Source organism: Azonexus sp. R2A61 (genome assembly GCF_021401135.1).
Taxonomy (GTDB): domain Bacteria; phylum Pseudomonadota; class Gammaproteobacteria; order Burkholderiales; family Rhodocyclaceae; genus Azonexus.
In genome coordinates this window covers 42090-57303 of the sequence record NZ_JACBFO010000004.1, presented here as the reverse complement: position 1 = coordinate 57303, position 15214 = coordinate 42090, and the positions used below count along the sequence as shown (strand labels likewise).

The following is a 15214-nucleotide window of genomic DNA, read 5'->3' as shown; positions in this document are numbered from 1 at the left end:
GGCCGGCACGCCCCCCGCGCGCCGTCACCGGCAGGCCTCCTTGCGGACTTCCGCCGCTTCCCGATCGAAATCCCGGTTGGCACGCCGCACATAAAAAGCGGTCAAGACGACGTTGACCGCAATGATCCCCAGACCGAGCGGCATGCCCAGCGTCATGGTCATCCCCGGCCCGAGCCGGCGAGCCAGCCAGTCCGGCGCGAAGGCAACCGCCAGGATGTAGGCAAAGTACAGGACCAGGACGAGCAACGTCAGTCCCAGCGCATGCCGATTGCGCCGGGCGACCAGCGCCTGGAAGCGCGGATTGTCGTGGATCTGCTGGTACGGGGCAGACGGTCTGGACATCGTCCGGGATCATCCCGAGAAAAAGGGGCGCCAAGGATACCGCATGCGGTCGACGACGCAAACGGCGGAAAAAGGCAAAAAAAAGCCCCGCACGAGGCGGGGCTTGGCGAAGTGCGGAAAGCGCAGGCTTACATGCCCATGCCCATGCCGCCCATACCACCCATGCCGCCCATGTCGGGCATGCCACCGGCCGGCTTGTCTTCGGCCAGTTCGGCCACCATGCACTCGGTGGTCAGCATCAGGCCGGCCACGGAAGCGGCGTTCTGCAGCGCGGTACGGGTAACCTTGGTCGGATCCAGCACGCCCATTTCGACCATGTCGCCGTATTCGCCGGAAGCAGCGTTGTAACCGTAGTTACCCTTGCCGCGAACGACCTTGTCGACGACCACGGACGGTTCGTCGCCGGCGTTCGAAACGATTTCGCGCAGCGGGGCTTCGATGGCCTTCAGGATCAGCTTCACGCCGGCGTCCTGGTCGTGGTTGTCGCCCTTGATCTTGGCGATGTTGGCACGGGCACGCAGCAGCGCAACGCCGCCGCCCGGGACGATGCCTTCTTCAACGGCGGCACGGGTCGCGTGCAGCGCGTCTTCGACGCGGGCCTTCTTTTCCTTCATTTCGACTTCGGTGGCGGCACCGACCTTGATCACGGCAACGCCGCCGGCCAGCTTGGCGACACGTTCCTGCAGCTTTTCGCGGTCGTAGTCGGAGGTGGCTTCCTCGATCTGCACGCGGATCTGCTTGACGCGAGCCTGGATCGAGGCTTCGTCGCCGGCGCCGTCGATGATCGTGGTGTTTTCCTTGGCGATCTCGATGCGCTTGGCCTGGCCCAGATCCTTCAGGTCAGCCTTTTCCAGCGACAGGCCGGTTTCTTCCGAAATCACGGTGCCGCCGGTCAGGATGGCGATGTCTTCCAGCATGGCCTTGCGGCGGTCGCCGAAGCCCGGGGCCTTGACGGCGACGGTCTTCAGGATGCCGCGGATGTTGTTGACGACCAGGGTGGCCAGCGCTTCGCCATCGACGTCTTCGGCGATGATCAGCAGCGGGCGCGAGGCCTTGGCGACTTGTTCCAGCACCGGCAGCAGGTCGCGGATGTTGGAGATCTTCTTGTCGAACAGCAGGACGAACGGGTTGTCCAGCAGGGCAACCTGCTTTTCCGGGTTGTTGATGAAGTACGGCGACAGGTAGCCGCGGTCGAACTGCATGCCTTCGACGACGTCGAGTTCGTTGGCCAGGGACTTGCCGTCTTCAACGGTGATGACGCCTTCCTTGCCGACCTTTTCCATGGCCTCGGCAATGATGTCGCCGATCGAGGAATCGGAGTTGGCGGAGATCGAACCGACCTGGGCGATTTCCTTGGTCGTCGTACAGGGCTTGGAGATGGCCTTCAGCTCTTCGATGGTGGCGGCGACAGCCTTGTCGATGCCGCGCTTCAGGTCCATCGGGTTCATGCCGGCGGCGACGTACTTCATGCCTTCGCGGACGATCGCCTGGGCCAGCACGGTGGCGGTGGTGGTACCGTCACCGGCGATGTCGGAGGTCTTGGAAGCAACTTCCTTGACCATCTGGGCGCCCATGTTGGCGAACTTGTCCTTCAGTTCGATTTCCTTGGCGACGGAAACGCCGTCCTTGGTCACCGTCGGGCCGCCGAACGAACGCTCGAGCACGACGTTGCGGCCCTTCGGGCCCAGGGTCACCTTGACCGCGTCGGCCAGGATGTTGATGCCTTCGACCATGCGGGCGCGGGCGGAATCACCGAATTTGACTTCTTTGGCTGCCATGTGAATAGCTCCTGAAAATTGTTCTGTAGAGAAGGTCGACCGCAGAAATTACTTCTGCAGGACACCCATGATGTCTTCTTCACGCATGACCAGGACTTCCTGGCCATCGACCTTGACGGCCTGGCCGGCGTACTTGCCGAACAGCACGCGGTCGCCGACCTTGACGTCGGGAACGAGATACTTGCCGGCGTCGTCGCGCTTGCCCGGACCGACGGCCAGCACTTCACCCTGATCCGGCTTCTCGCCGGCGGAATCGGGGATGACGATGCCGGAAGCGGTAGTACGCTCGGCTTCGACGCGCTTGACGATCACACGGTCGTGCAAAGGACGGATATTCATGGATATGACTCCCATTGAAGTGGTAACGAACGGATTTGAAATAGGCCGGCGATCAAGTGCGCCGGGCCCGGCGCGCCTGCTCTCTGTTAGCACTCGCATCCGGTGAGTGCTAATAATAGGTTCGCCCCCGGCGGATTTCAAGGGCCGCCACGACAAATTTCTTTGTTCCGGACACCGCCCGGCGCGCGGGCGCATTCCTTGCTGACCGCTCGATCGCGAAGCAAACCCTGTCGGCAAACCGACAAACGCTGTGGAAAACCCTTATTACTTAAGTGATAGCCATTTCCAAACAGCCTGTTTAGAATGGCCTCACGGTGCCGTTGGTTATTGGCCGTGACAACAACTCCCCCCACCCGGCAAGTCTCGTCAGCCACACCCAAAAAGTAGCCAGAACATGAAAAACAATCAGCCCGTCACCCAACGAGAAGTCCAGTTCCCCCCCAACACCTACCTGGTCTCGCGTACCGACCTGAAGGGCATCATCACCTACGCCAACGATGCCTTCGTCGAGATCAGCGGTTTTTCCCGCGAGGAACTGCTTGGCAAGAACCACAATCTCGTCCGCCACCCGGACATGCCCGAGGCAGCGTTCGGCGATCTGTGGAAAACGGTGAAATCCGGGTTGCCGTGGCGCGGGCTGGTCAAGAATCGCTGCAAGAACGGCGATTTCTACTGGGTTGAGGCCTTTGTCGTGCCGCTCAAGAAGGACGGCCGGATCACTGGCTACATGTCGGTACGCACACCGGCGCCGGCCGACAAGCGCAGCGCTGCGGAAGCGGCCTACAAGGCTGCCGGACAGAAGGGCAGCCTGCCGACCACCGGGCGCCGCATGCTGGGGCTGCGCGCCCGGCTTTGGGGGGCGATCGGCGTCATGGTCGCGCTGATGCTGGCGATCAGCGCCATCGGCCTGGGCGGACTGAAGAGCAGCAACGAACAATTGCGTGCGGTTTATCTCAACGACCTGCAACCGTCGAACGACATCAACCGGATGATGTTCCTGCTCTCCGACAATCGTTCGCAGATCATGCTCGGCTTGCAGCACGACCCCGGCAGTCCGCTGTCGAAGATGCACGACCATCCGCTGGGCATGCATATCGAGAAGACCCTGAGCAACCGCGAGGAAATCAACGCCTTGCTCGACAAGCTCAAGGGCATCACGCTGAGCGAACACCAGAAGGCACTGCTCGACAAGTTCGGCGAAACCCGCGAACGCTTTTCCAAGGAAGGCGTCAACGCCGCCCGCGAACTGCTCAAGGCAGGCAGTTACACCGAAGCCAACGTCGTCCTGCTGCGCAACATCAACCCGCTGTACGCGGAAATGCAAAAGGATGGGCAAGCGCTGGTCGACGAACTGGCGAAGTCCGCCAGCGAACGATTCGGCAAGGCGGAAATCCACTACGCCGAAATCCGCAATCTGAGCATCGGCCTGCTGGTTGCCGCCATCGCCATCGGCACCATCGGCAGCCTGCTGCTGGTCGGCGCCATCGTCGGCCCGATGCGGCGGGCGATCGCCCATTTCGAGCAGATCGCCGGCGGTGACCTGACCGAGGAAATCGACATCAGCGGCCGCGACGAAACCGGCATCCTGATGTGCAACCTGGCGACCATGCAGGGCACGCTGAAGGCGATTCTCGACGAGATCACCTCGGCCTCGCGCGCCATCGACAACCGCAGCAAGGAACTCGAAGCGCAGATGGCACTGGTCGCCCAGCAATCCGAGCAGCAGCAGTCCAGCGTCGAAGGCGTGGCCGCCGCCACCGAGGAATTCAGCCAGTCGGTCCAGGAAGTCGCCGCCAACGCCGAGGAAACGGCCGGCGCCGCCCGCGAATCCCAGGAACAGGTCAGCCAGAGCAACCACAACATCAATCAGAGCATGGAAGCGACGACCCGGGTCGTCGAGGCGGTCACCGCGTCCAAGCAGACGATCGACCAGCTCAACCGCTCGATCGCCAAGATCGGCGACATCACCCGGGTGATCGCCGACATCGCCAGCCAGACCAACCTGCTGGCGCTCAACGCCGCCATCGAAGCGGCACGGGCCGGCGAACAGGGGCGCGGCTTCGCCGTGGTGGCCGACGAAGTGCGCAAGCTGGCCGAGCGCACGACCTCCTCGACCGCCGACATCAACAACACGGTCAACGAAATCCAGTCGGTCACCGCGCAGGCGGTGTCGAGCATGGAAATCGCCGCCGATGAAGTCGATACCGGCATCGGCAAACTGCGCGAAAGCGTTTCCGGGCTGGCCGGTATCACCGAATCCTCCGGCCAGGTGTCGCTGATGGCCGGCCAGATTTCGGATGCGGCACGCCAGCAGGGCATCGCCAGCGAGGAAGTGGCGGCCAGCATGCAACAGATCACCGACCTGATCGAGCAGAACACCACCGCGGCGCGTTCGGCCCGCCAGGCGGCCGACGATCTGCTCGGCACCGCCCGCCAGCTCGACACGCTGATTTCCGGCTTCGTACTCTACCGGCGCTGAGCGGAGCCGCTTAGAATCCGGGGAGGCTGCGGCCTCCCCTTTTTCATTTCCGTGATCATGCTCGCCCGTTTCCTCTGTTTCTGCCTGGCCCTGCTCGCCAGCCCCCTGCTCCATGCCGAACTGCCGCCGGAAGTCGCCGACGCGCTGCGCGCCGCGCGCATTCCCGAAAGCGCCGTCGGCGTCGTCGTCCAACCGGTCGATGCCGGTCGCCCGCTGCTCGAACACAATGCCCGCCAGGCGATGAACCCGGCGTCGGTGATGAAGCTGCTGACCACCTATGCCGGCCTCGATCTGCTCGGCCCGGCGTGGACCTGGCAGACCGGCGTCTGGACCGACGCGCCTGCGGTCGACGGTGTGCTGAAGGGAAATCTCTACCTCAAGGGCAGCGGCGACCCGCGGCTGGCCATCGAGGACCTGTGGGCGCTGCTGAGAAAACTGCGCGTCCGGGGCGTCGACCGCATCGCCGGCGACATCGTCCTCGACCGCAGCGCCTTCGCCCCCTTCCCCTTCGACCCGGCCGCCTTCGACAACAAGCCGCAGCGCCCTTACAACGTCGGACCGAACGCGCTGCTGCTCAATTTCCAGGCCTTCAACTTCACACTTGCTGCGGTCGACGGCAACGCCCGCGCCATTCTCGAAACGCCCAGCGAAGGCCTGCAGTTCGACAACAAGCTGCGCCTGACGCCAGGCGCCTGCGGCAGCGACTGGAAGGAACGGATCAGCCTGCGCCTGCTGCCCGGCCCGCGGCTGGAAATGAACGGCAGCTACGGCGAGCAATGCGGCGAACGGGCGCTCAACCTGTCGCCGCTGTCGCCGGAACAGCACGCCGACGGGCTGATCCGCGTGCTGTGGCGCGAATTGGGCGGCAAGCTCGATGGCCGCGTGCGCGACGGCCGCACGCCGGAACGGGCGATGCCGCTCGTCCGTCACGAGTCGGCGCCGCTCGCCGACATCGTTCGCGACATCAACAAGTACAGCAACAACGTGATGGCCCGCCAGCTGTTCCTGACGCTGTCCGGCGACGGCGCGCCGGCATCGACCGAACGCGCGACGCGCCGCCTGCTCGACTGGCTCAACGCACGCGGGCTGGCTTTCCCGGAACTGGTGGTCGACAACGGCTCAGGCCTGTCGCGCAGCGAACGCATCGCCGCCGGCAGCCTCAACCGGCTGCTGCTCGATGCCTGGCGCAACCCGGTGATGCCCGAGCTGATCGCCAGCCTGCCGCTGGCCGGTGTCGACGGGACGATGAAGAAGCGCCTGAACGGCTCGCCGGCGGTCGGCCGCGCGCACATCAAGACCGGCACGCTGGATGGTGTGAAGAGCGCCGCCGGCTATGCCCTGGACGGCGACGGCCGGCGTTACGCGGTGACCTTCCTGATCAACGACCCGCGCGCCGCCGCCGGCGGACCGGCGATCGACGCGCTGCTGACCTGGGTCGCCCGGCGCGGCGACCGGCCATGAGCAGCCCGGCCGCACCGCATCCCGAGCTTTTCCCCGACGGCGCGCTGGCCGACGCCGGCCTCAATCTGTGCCACATCTTTGCGGTCGACGCGCTGCCCGACGACATTCGCCGGCAACTCGGCGCCGAGGCCGGCGAAACCCGGCTGATCCTGCTCGGCCACGCCGGCCGGCGCCTGTGGGACTGCGTGCAGGCCGGCGGCATCGCCGGCGACCATCCGATCGACACTTACACGCTGGCTACGGTCGACCGCGTGTTTCGCGAAAAAATGCCGGAACGGCGCTGGCGTGCGCTCTACCCTGCCGCCGTCGAGCCGGATCGACCGATCGGCCTGCAGACGCTCGGTGCGCTGGCCGGCTGGCATCACGATTCGCCATTCCGCGTCGGAGTCGATCCGCACTGGGGCAGCTGGTACGCCTACCGCGCGCTGCTGCTGTGCGACGGCGATTTTTCACCCTCCGTGCCGGTCGACCGCAGCAGTCCTTGCGCCGACTGTCGCGACCGGCCGTGCGTCGCGGCCTGCCCGGCCGGCGCCTGCGGCGAGTCCTTCGACCTGCCGGCCTGCCTCGGCGAACGCCTGCGTCCTGCCGCGCCCTGCGCCACCGGCTGCCTTGCCCGCCAGGCCTGCCCGGTCGGCCGCCAGCACCGCTACGACGACGCGCAGATCCGCCACAGCTACGGCCATTCGCTGGCGATGATCCGCCGCTGCTTTCCCGCCGCGGTCGGTCGCGGCTGAAATCTCGGGCACAATCAGCCTGTCCCCACCGCAAGCGTTCCGACCATGCATTCTTTTCTGATTTTCCTGCATCTCGCCGGCGTCATCGTCTGGGTCGGCGGCATGAGCTTCGCCCATTTCTGCCTGCGCCCGGTCGCCGCCGAACTGCTGCCGCCGCCACAACGCCTGCCCTTGCTGAGCGGCGTGCTCGGCCGGTTCTTTGCGCTGGTCGGCGTCGCCATTGCGGCGATCCTCGTCTCCGGCTTTGCGCTGATCCTGATGCCCGGTTTCGCCCAGGCGCCGCTGTACTGGCATGCGATGGCCGGCCTCGGCCTGCTGATGACCGCGATCTTCATCGCCATCTACGGGGTGTTCTACCGCCGGCTGCGCGCCGGCGTGGCCGCTCAGGACTGGCCGACGGCCGGTGCGGCGATGAACCGCATCCGGCCGCTGGTGGCGCTGAATCTGGCGCTCGGCGCGTTGACCGTGGCCATCGCCACGCTCGGGCCGCTGTTCGTCGGCTGAAGCCGGCGCCGGATCAAACCGGCCGCACGCCGGCCAGGGCCAGCCAGCCGCGGATCACGCGGTAACCGACCCAGATGCCGAGCAGCGGAATGACCAGCCAGGCGGCAAACGGGATGCCGACGATGGTCAGCATCAGCAGACCGGCCACCAGCAGCCACAGCGCGGTAAACCAGAAGGTCCGGATCTGCCAGCTGAAATGGCTTTCCAGCCAGGTACCGCGCACATCGCCGCGCTTCAGGTAATTCAGGAAGACGGCGAGCAGCGACGGCAGGCCGAAGACGAAACCGCCGGCCACCGTGGCGACCGACGAGCTGACGCCGACGATCACCGCGCTGGCGTGCAGCGCGTAGATGACATGGGTCAATTGCACCAGCGACGGACGAACGCCCTGCAGGTCGGGCGCGGGAACCGGTTGGTTCATGGCTTCTCCTCGATGCGGCGGCGACCTTGCCGCCGCGGCAAGACTACAGCATTTTCTGCAGGAACAAGGCCTGACCGGCCGCCGGATCGAGCACATAGGGCGCGAAACCGGCCCGCTCGTAGGTAGCCATCGCCGGGCGGTTGTTCGACAGCACTTCCAGCGTCAGCTTGCAGCAGCCCAGTGCATTCGCCCGCTGTTCCGCCCAGGCGAGCAGCGCCTGGCCGATCCCGCGGCCGCGCCAGGCGCGGTGCACGGCGATGTCGTGGATGTTCAGCAAGGGTCGCGCGGCAAAGGTCGAAAAACCGGCGAAGCAGTGGATCAGGCCGACCGCATTTTCGCCGTCGAAAGCCAGTGCACCGTGGAAATGCGGCACCTGCTTCAGGGCATCGACCAGCGTCGCCCTGACCTCGGGCCTGAGCGGCACGCCGCCGCCCATCGGGTCCTGCGCGTAGTGGTCGAGCAGTTCGACGAGCGCCGCTGCGTGGCGCGCATCGCCCAGATCGACATCGACGACCGTCATGCTCACAAGCCCAAGCCGTCCCAGATTTCGTCGACCCGCGTTTTCACCGCAGCATCCATGACGATCGGCCGGCCCCACTCGCGATTGGTCTCGCCCGGCCACTTGTTGGTCGCGTCGATGCCCATCTTCGAACCGAGGCCGGCCACCGGCGAGGCGAAGTCGAGGTAGTCGATCGGCGTGTTGTCGACCAGCGTCGTGTCGCGCACCGCGTCGAAGCGCGTGGTCATCGCCCAGATCACTTCCTTCCAGTCGCGGATGTCGATGTCGTCATCGACCACGACGATGGTCTTGGTGTACATGAACTGGCGCAGGAAGCTCCAGATGCCGAACATCACCCGCTTGGCGTGGCCGGGGTACTGCTTCTTGATCGACACGATGGCCATCCGGTAGGAACAGCCTTCCGGCGGCAGGTAGAAATCGACGATCTCGGTGAACTGCTTCTGCAGCAGCGGCACGAACACTTCGTTGAGCGCAACGCCGAGCACCGCCGGCTCGTCGGGCGGCTTGCCGGTGTAGGTGCTGTGGTAGATCGGGTTTTTGCGCATGGTGATGCGGTCGACCGTAAAAACCGGGAAATTTGCCTGCTCGTTGTAGTAGCCGGTGTGATCGCCATAAGGGCCTTCGAGCGCCATTTCGTCCGGATGGATATGGCCTTCCAGAACGATTTCCGCCGAAGCGGGCACTTGCAAACCCGAACCGATGCATTGCGTCAGCTCGGTCTTGCCGCCGCGCAACAGGCCGGCGAACTGGTATTCGGACAGCGAATCCGGTACCGGCGTCACCGCGCCGAGAATGGTCGCCGGATCGCAGCCAAGCACCACGGCAATCGGGAACGGCTGACCGGGGTTGGCCAGTTTGAAATCGCGGAAATCGAGGGCGCCGCCGCGATGCGCCAGCCAGCGCATGATCAGCTTGTTCGGGCCGAGCACCTGCTGGCGGTAGATGCCGAGATTCTGCCGGTTCTTGTGCGGTCCCTTGGTGACGACCAGGCCCCAGGTGATCAGCGGCGCGACGTCGCCGGGCCAGCAATGCTGGATCGGCAGCCGCGACAAATCGACATCCCGGCCTTCCCAGACGACTTCCTGACAGGGCGCGTTCGACACCTTCTTCGGTGCCATGTTGAGCACCTGCTTCAGGACCGGCAGCTTGTCCCAGGCGTCCTTCAGCCCCTTCGGCGGCTCCGGTTCCTTGAGGTAGGCAAGCAGCTTGCCGACCTCGCGCAGCGCCTGCACAGATTCCTCGCCCATGCCCAGCGCGACGCGCTTCGGCGTGCCGAACAGGTTGGTGAGTACTGGCATCTCGTGCCGGCGGCCCTGCGTATGGGCCTTTTCGAAGAGCAGCGCCGGGCCGCCGGCGCGCAGCACGCGGTCGCCGATCTCGGTCATTTCCAGGTGCGTATCGACGTCGACCGTGACACGCTTGAGTTCGCCGGTCTTTTCCAGTTGCGACAGGAAGTCGCGCAGGTCGTGGTATTTCATCGGAGCAGGAAGTCCAGGGCGATGCCGGCGAAGATGATGCCGCCGACCCAGTTGTTGTGCAGGAAGGCCTTGAAGCAGGCCATGCGTTCGCGGCCGCGGATCCAGGTGTAATGGACGCCCATGATGCCGGCGGCGATGACCAGCGCGCCGTAGAACGGCCAGCCCAGCGCATAGCTGCTGCCGACCCAGGCGATCAGCGCCAGTGTCGCGGCGTAGCACAGCATCACCGCGGCGACGTCGAAACGGCCGAAGGTGATCGCCGAGGTCTTGATGCCGATCTTCAGGTCGTCGTTGCGGTCGACCATCGCGTACTCGGTATCGTAGGCGACCGCCCAGAAGACATTGGCCAGCAACAGCCACCAGGCCTGCGCCGGCACCTCGCCGAGCTGCGCGGCGTAGGCCATCGGGATGCCGAAGCCGAAAGCAATGCCGAGGTAGGCCTGGGGGATGGCGAAGAAGCGCTTGGTGAACGGGTAGCTGGCGGCAAGGAAGACCGCCGGAATCGACAGCCAGACGACCAGCGGCTTGCCGAGCATCAGGACCAGCGCGAAGGCCGCCAGGCAAAGCGCGGCGAACAGGAGCAGCGCCTCTTTCGTGCTCACCTTGCCGGCGGTCAGCGGGCGTTCCCTGGTGCGCTCGACGTGTTTGTCGAAATCGCGGTCGGCGTAATCGTTGATCACGCAGCCGGCCGAACGCATCAACAGGGTGCCGAGGGCGAACACCCAGACGACGATCCAGTTGGGGCCGCCCTCGGCCGACAGCCACAGCGCCCACAGCGTCGGCCAGAGCAGCAACAGCGTGCCGATCGGCTTGTCCAGCCGCATCAGCTTCTCGTAGAGATCGAGCCGGGCGCGGATCGTCGGCCAGTTCATTGTCGCCTTGTCCATCAGTGCACGGCCGCCGGACGACTGGCCCGTTGCCAGGCGATCACCGCCTGCCCGGAATGCGCCAGGATGGCCTGGTAACGGTCGGCCGGCAACGCATGTCGCAGCGAGGCGAACAGGGTCTGCATCGCGTCCTGCGCCACCGCGCTGGCCGAAGCATCGTTGAGCAGGCTGATCTGGATGTTGGCCAGCGCATCGGCCAGCAGACGCCAGCCGAGCACCGGCATGCGCTGGTCAAGCGCCAGCATCAGGCTGCCCAGCGGCCGGACGATGTTTCCTGCCTGCTCGGCGGTCTCGCAAGCCGCCATGGCATGCCACAAGGCCAGATGGATGGCCCGGCGCAGTTCGATCTTGAAATCGATGGCGGCGCTTTCCTCATCGTCGATTTGTGCGAAATAGCGCTGAAACAGCGCATCGCCTTGCGCATCAAGGCCGGTGCGCAAGGCGCCGACCAGCGCGCTCAGCGCCGGAATTGCCGTCAGCTGGAAAGCCTGGCTGTAAGCCAGCCCCCACTGGTCGAGGCCGCTGATCAGCAGAGCCAGCCGCAAGGCCCGGCCTTCGTCGCTGCCCGCCGCCCGGCACCAGTTGGCACAACGCGCGCCGACCTCGGCCAGCGCGGCTTCGTCCGATGCACCGTCGGCCGACACGGCCTGCCGGAACACCCCGCCGAACACATCCTGCGCCAGGCGCGCCGCCAGGCGTTGCAGGTCGGCATCGGCCAGCGCGACCAGCGGATCTTCGGGTATCGTCGTTACGGCATTCATCGGGCTATCCGGCGGGAAAAACGGCCTATTTTACCCGTTCACCGCAACTCTCCCCGCAGCCCTCGAACGATCTCGAACAAGCCAGCCGGTGTCGCCTCGGCCGCCGCCAGCGGCGCCCCGACCCGGAGCCGGATCGGCGAAAATGGCCCGCGCCGGAACGGACGCTGCATCGCCGCACCGTCGATGCGCGAGAAGAAACTGCCCCACAGGCCGGACAAGGCCATCGGCACGACCGGCACCGGATTGTCGGCAAGGATGCGGTTCACGCCCGGGCGGAAGGGCTGCAACTCGCCGTCGCGGGTAATCCCGCCCTCCGGGAAGATGCCGACCAGTTCGCCGTCGGCCAGTGCGGTCGACACCTCGGCGAAGGCTTTTTCCATCAATGCCGGATCGTCCTTGGCCGAGGCGATGGGAATCGCGCCGCAGTGACGGAACACGAAGCCGAGCACCGGCGCGTTGTAGATGCGCGCATCCATCACGAAGCGCACCGGCCGCGGCGCAGCCCCCATCAGGATCACCGCATCGGCGTAACTGACGTGGTTGGCAACGAGCAGCGCCGGTCCTTCCAGCGGAATGTGCTCACCGCCCTCGACGCGCAGCCGGTACACCGCCTTGACCAGCAGCCAGGCGATGAAACGCAGCAGGAATTCCGGCACCAGGCCGTAGATGTACACCGCCACCGCCGCATTGAGCAGCGCCGCGATGCCGAACAACGCCGGGATCGACAGCCCGGCGCCGAGCGCCGCCGCCGCACCGAGCGCGCCGACGACCATGAACAGGGCATTGACGATGTTGTTGGCGGCGATGATCCGGGCCCGCGTTTCTTCGGCGCTGCGCAACTGGACCAATGCGTACAGCGGCACGATGAAGAAGCCGCCGAAGACGCCCAACATCAGCAGGTCGAACAACACGCGCCAGACCGCCGGCAGGCTGAGCAGCGCGCTCAGCGCGTGCGCCGTCGTACCGACCAGATCGGCCGGCGAAGCCCACCACAGGTCCAGGCCGAACAGCGTCAGGCCGATCGAGCCGAAGGGCACCAGACCGATTTCGACGTGTCTGCCCGACATCCGCTCGCACAGCATCGAACCGGCACCGATACCGACCGTGAACACGGCCAGCAACATCGTCACCGCGCCTTCGCCGCCGCCCAGCACGTTCTTGGCGTAGGCCGGAAATTGCGCCAGCAGCATCGCGCCGAACAGCCAGAACCACGAAATGCCGAGGATGGACAGGAAGACCGTGCGGTTCTGTCGGGCAAAACGGATATTGCGCCAGGTTTCGGTCAGCGGATTGAGGTTGACCGCCAGCCCGGGCGCCGGCGGCGGTGCGACCGGCACGCCGCGGCTGCTCAGGTAGCCGGCAAAAGCAACGACGAAGCCGCCGGCGGCAATCCAGGCCGGATGCTCGACCGAGCCGGCGAGCAGGCCGCCGGCCAGCGTGCCGATCAGGATGGCGATAAAGGTGCCGGCCTCGATCAGCGCATTGCCGCCGACCAGCTCGTCGGTGTGCAGGTGCTGCGGCAGGATCGCGTACTTGACCGGCCCGAACAGCGTCGAATGGCAGCCGAGCAGAAACAGCGCGACCATCAGCACCGGCAGGCTGACCAGGAAGAAGCCGGCGGCGGCGATCGCCATGATCGCCATTTCCAGCACCTTGACCAGCCGCGCCAGCAGCGCCTTGTCGTATTTGTCGGCCAGTTGCCCGGCCGTCGCCGAGAACAGGAAGAACGGCAGGATGAAGACGCCGGCCGCCAGGTTGGCCAGCAACTCCGCCTTGAGCGTCGTCCATTGTGCCGCCTGGAAAGTCAACAACACGACCAGCGCGTTCTTGAACAGGTTGTCGTTGAAGGCGCCGAGGAACTGGGTGACGAAGAAGGGCGCGAAACGTCGTTGCTTGAGGAGGGCGAATTGTCCGCTCATGACCGGTCGACCGTAAAAATGCGGCGGGTATCGAAGACCGCCGGCGAGAAGGAATGACCCTGCCACGAGAGCAGGCGCTTGAGAACGAAATCGAAGAGTAGCGGGTTGTGTTCGCGCAGCGCATCGAGATCGGCGACCGCCGCCTTCGGCAGCAGGCCGGCGCGCGCCAGCGTCGCCGGCGAAATCAGCGGCAGCACGCCGGGCAACGGATAGTCCGAACCGTGCAGCAGGCGCGGATGCAGATCCTCGCGTTCGAGCAGGCTGCGGATCACGGCCGGCTGGCGGTTGCGCAGCGCGATCGCGGAAATGTCGCCGTAGAGCCGGTCGACCGCACGCGGCTCGGCCATCGCCTTGAGGAAGAGGTCGAAACTGGGGCGGACCTGGCCATCGTCGTCGAGGTCCGTGCCCATCGTCGCGCAGTGGGCGACCACGACCCGGACGCCGAGATCGAGCGCCCGGCGCAGGCGCAGCGGGTTGCCGAAGGCCTGGGTATCGCTGCCCTTGACCGCCTTTTCCTCGCCGCAATGGACGATCAGCGGCGTCCCGGCCTCGGCCAGCACGCGGTAGAAGGCATCGCACTTGGGCGACGCCGGGTCCATGCCCTGCGCGGCCGGCAGCCATTTCACCGCCCGCGCGCCGTCGGAAATCGCCTGTTTCAGCTCGTCGACCGCAGCAACGTGGTAGGGATGCAGCGACGCCACCCACTCGAAACGCGCCGGAAACTCGCGCGCCAGCTTGGCCGCCCAGGCGTTCGGCACGTAGAAAGCCGAATGCTCGGGATGCGCGTGGCCGGCCGCGTCGTGAAAACGCTCGAAGGCGAAGAGCATGACCTTGAAGCCTGCCGGCATCGCGTCGCACAGGTTGAGCAGGCGCGCAACGTAGGCGGCATCGACCGCACCCGGCGCGTCGTGGGCGCAGCCGGCGTTCATGTAGAACAGGCGCTGCGCGTAATGCACCGGCTGCAGCGGCGACGACAGTTGCGGCCCGATCTCGATGCCGCTGCCACCGTCGCCCAGCCCGGCCAGATGCACATGGCAGTCCCACAGCCCGGCCGGATCGATGCCGGCCCAGGCCTGCTTCAACCAGGGGCTGTCGAGCAGTTGCAATGGAATCGCCGCGCGACAGGGATTGACCACCACCGGCTTGGCCAGGCTGGCACCGGCGGCGGCCAGCGCGGTGCCGCCGGCGATGAAGCCGAGCAAGCGGCGGCGAGTGCGATCAGGATTTCCTTCAGCAGACACCTTCATGCTCCCTTCCTGCATTCATTCGGATTAAATTTCTGACGCCCCAGACACCGACGATGACGCCCAACGCATAGGCCAAAGCCATCCCCAACCAGAGCGCAAAAGCCAGCCCAACATCCCAGGCTCCGCTCTGGAGCGCGGGATAAATCAGGAACAGCCGGTTGGCCAAAGGGACGAAAAGCTTGAGCAAGCCATAGGGTGCAACGGCTAACCAACTGGCGAATATCAAGCAGGCCTGCCAGCACGGCATTCCGGCAACGCGGACACGCCTTGCCAGGAGACGATAGACCAACCAGGTCAGCCCCAAGAAGACCAACAACTGCACGGCGATGATCGGTTCCACGCGC

At 65.7% G+C, this 15214-nt stretch carries 15 protein-coding genes; 4 read left to right on the top strand and 11 right to left on the bottom strand.

Annotation, left to right across the window (positions count from 1 at the left end; all coding sequences use genetic code 11):
- Positions 1-24 precede the first annotated feature (24 nt).
- The 3 genes from L0962_RS13625 to L0962_RS13615 form a co-directional block, all read right to left on the bottom strand.
- Positions 25-342 carry a DUF485 domain-containing protein gene (locus L0962_RS13625; protein WP_234087002.1) on the bottom strand — a complete coding sequence of 106 codons (318 nt, stop codon included), beginning with the start codon at positions 340-342 and terminating at the stop codon, positions 25-27.
- 128 nt (positions 343-470) lie between these two features.
- Positions 471-2120: a chaperonin GroEL gene (gene groL / locus L0962_RS13620; RefSeq protein WP_234087001.1), complete on the bottom strand. Its 1650-nt coding sequence runs from the start codon at positions 2118-2120 to the stop codon at positions 471-473.
- 48 nt (positions 2121-2168) lie between these two features.
- A complete protein-coding gene (locus tag L0962_RS13615) occupies positions 2169-2459 on the bottom strand; it encodes a co-chaperone GroES (RefSeq protein WP_234087000.1) in 291 nt (96 codons plus the stop codon).
- 394 nt (positions 2460-2853) lie between these two features.
- On the opposite strand from L0962_RS13615, the gene L0962_RS13610 reads away from it, so the two are divergent.
- Genes L0962_RS13610 through L0962_RS13595 form a run of 4 tightly spaced genes read left to right on the top strand, consistent with a single transcriptional unit; the run spans position 2854 to position 7637 of the window.
- Positions 2854-4938 carry a methyl-accepting chemotaxis protein gene (locus tag L0962_RS13610; protein ID WP_234086999.1) on the top strand — a complete coding sequence of 695 codons (2085 nt, stop codon included), beginning with the start codon at positions 2854-2856 and terminating at the stop codon, positions 4936-4938.
- Positions 4939-4995: 57 nt separating this feature from the next.
- Entirely contained in the window at positions 4996-6399 is a 1404-nt protein-coding gene (gene dacB / locus L0962_RS13605) for a D-alanyl-D-alanine carboxypeptidase/D-alanyl-D-alanine-endopeptidase (RefSeq protein WP_234086998.1), read from the top strand.
- Positions 6396-7133, top strand: a complete 738-nt coding sequence (locus L0962_RS13600; protein ID WP_234086997.1) for a hypothetical protein — start codon at positions 6396-6398, stop codon at positions 7131-7133. The genes dacB and L0962_RS13600 overlap by 4 nt, the downstream gene beginning before the upstream one ends.
- Positions 7134-7178: 45 nt before the next feature.
- On the top strand, positions 7179-7637 hold the full coding sequence (locus L0962_RS13595) for a CopD family protein (protein WP_234086996.1): 459 nt from the start codon (positions 7179-7181) through the stop codon (positions 7635-7637).
- Between the two features lie 13 nt (positions 7638-7650).
- Here L0962_RS13595 and L0962_RS13590 read toward each other — a convergent pair whose 3' ends face one another.
- The 8 genes from L0962_RS13590 to L0962_RS13555 are packed head-to-tail and all read right to left on the bottom strand — an operon-like array spanning position 7651 to position 15210.
- Entirely contained in the window at positions 7651-8058 is a 408-nt protein-coding gene (locus L0962_RS13590; RefSeq protein ID WP_234086995.1) for a hypothetical protein, read from the bottom strand.
- A 43-nt stretch (positions 8059-8101) separates the two neighbouring features.
- On the bottom strand, positions 8102-8578 hold the full coding sequence (locus tag L0962_RS13585; RefSeq protein ID WP_234086994.1) for an N-acetyltransferase: 477 nt from the start codon (positions 8576-8578) through the stop codon (positions 8102-8104).
- Positions 8579-8580: 2 nt separating this feature from the next.
- A complete protein-coding gene (ubiD, locus tag L0962_RS13580; RefSeq protein ID WP_234086993.1) occupies positions 8581-10056 on the bottom strand; it encodes a 4-hydroxy-3-polyprenylbenzoate decarboxylase in 1476 nt (491 codons plus the stop codon).
- Positions 10053-10928: a 4-hydroxybenzoate octaprenyltransferase gene (gene ubiA, locus L0962_RS13575; protein ID WP_234087345.1), complete on the bottom strand. Its 876-nt coding sequence runs from the start codon at positions 10926-10928 to the stop codon at positions 10053-10055. Before ubiA ends, ubiD begins: the two co-directional genes overlap by 4 nt.
- A gap of 14 nt (positions 10929-10942) precedes the next feature.
- Positions 10943-11704 carry a hypothetical protein gene (locus tag L0962_RS13570; RefSeq protein WP_234086992.1) on the bottom strand — a complete coding sequence of 254 codons (762 nt, stop codon included), beginning with the start codon at positions 11702-11704 and terminating at the stop codon, positions 10943-10945.
- A gap of 38 nt (positions 11705-11742) precedes the next feature.
- A complete protein-coding gene (locus L0962_RS13565) occupies positions 11743-13623 on the bottom strand; it encodes an MFS transporter (protein WP_234086991.1) in 1881 nt (626 codons plus the stop codon).
- Positions 13620-14870: an amidohydrolase family protein gene (locus tag L0962_RS13560; RefSeq protein WP_234086990.1), complete on the bottom strand. Its 1251-nt coding sequence runs from the start codon at positions 14868-14870 to the stop codon at positions 13620-13622. Before L0962_RS13560 ends, L0962_RS13565 begins: the two co-directional genes overlap by 4 nt.
- Entirely contained in the window at positions 14854-15210 is a 357-nt protein-coding gene (locus tag L0962_RS13555) for a hypothetical protein (protein WP_234086989.1), read from the bottom strand. Before L0962_RS13555 ends, L0962_RS13560 begins: the two co-directional genes overlap by 17 nt.
- Positions 15211-15214 lie beyond the last annotated feature (4 nt).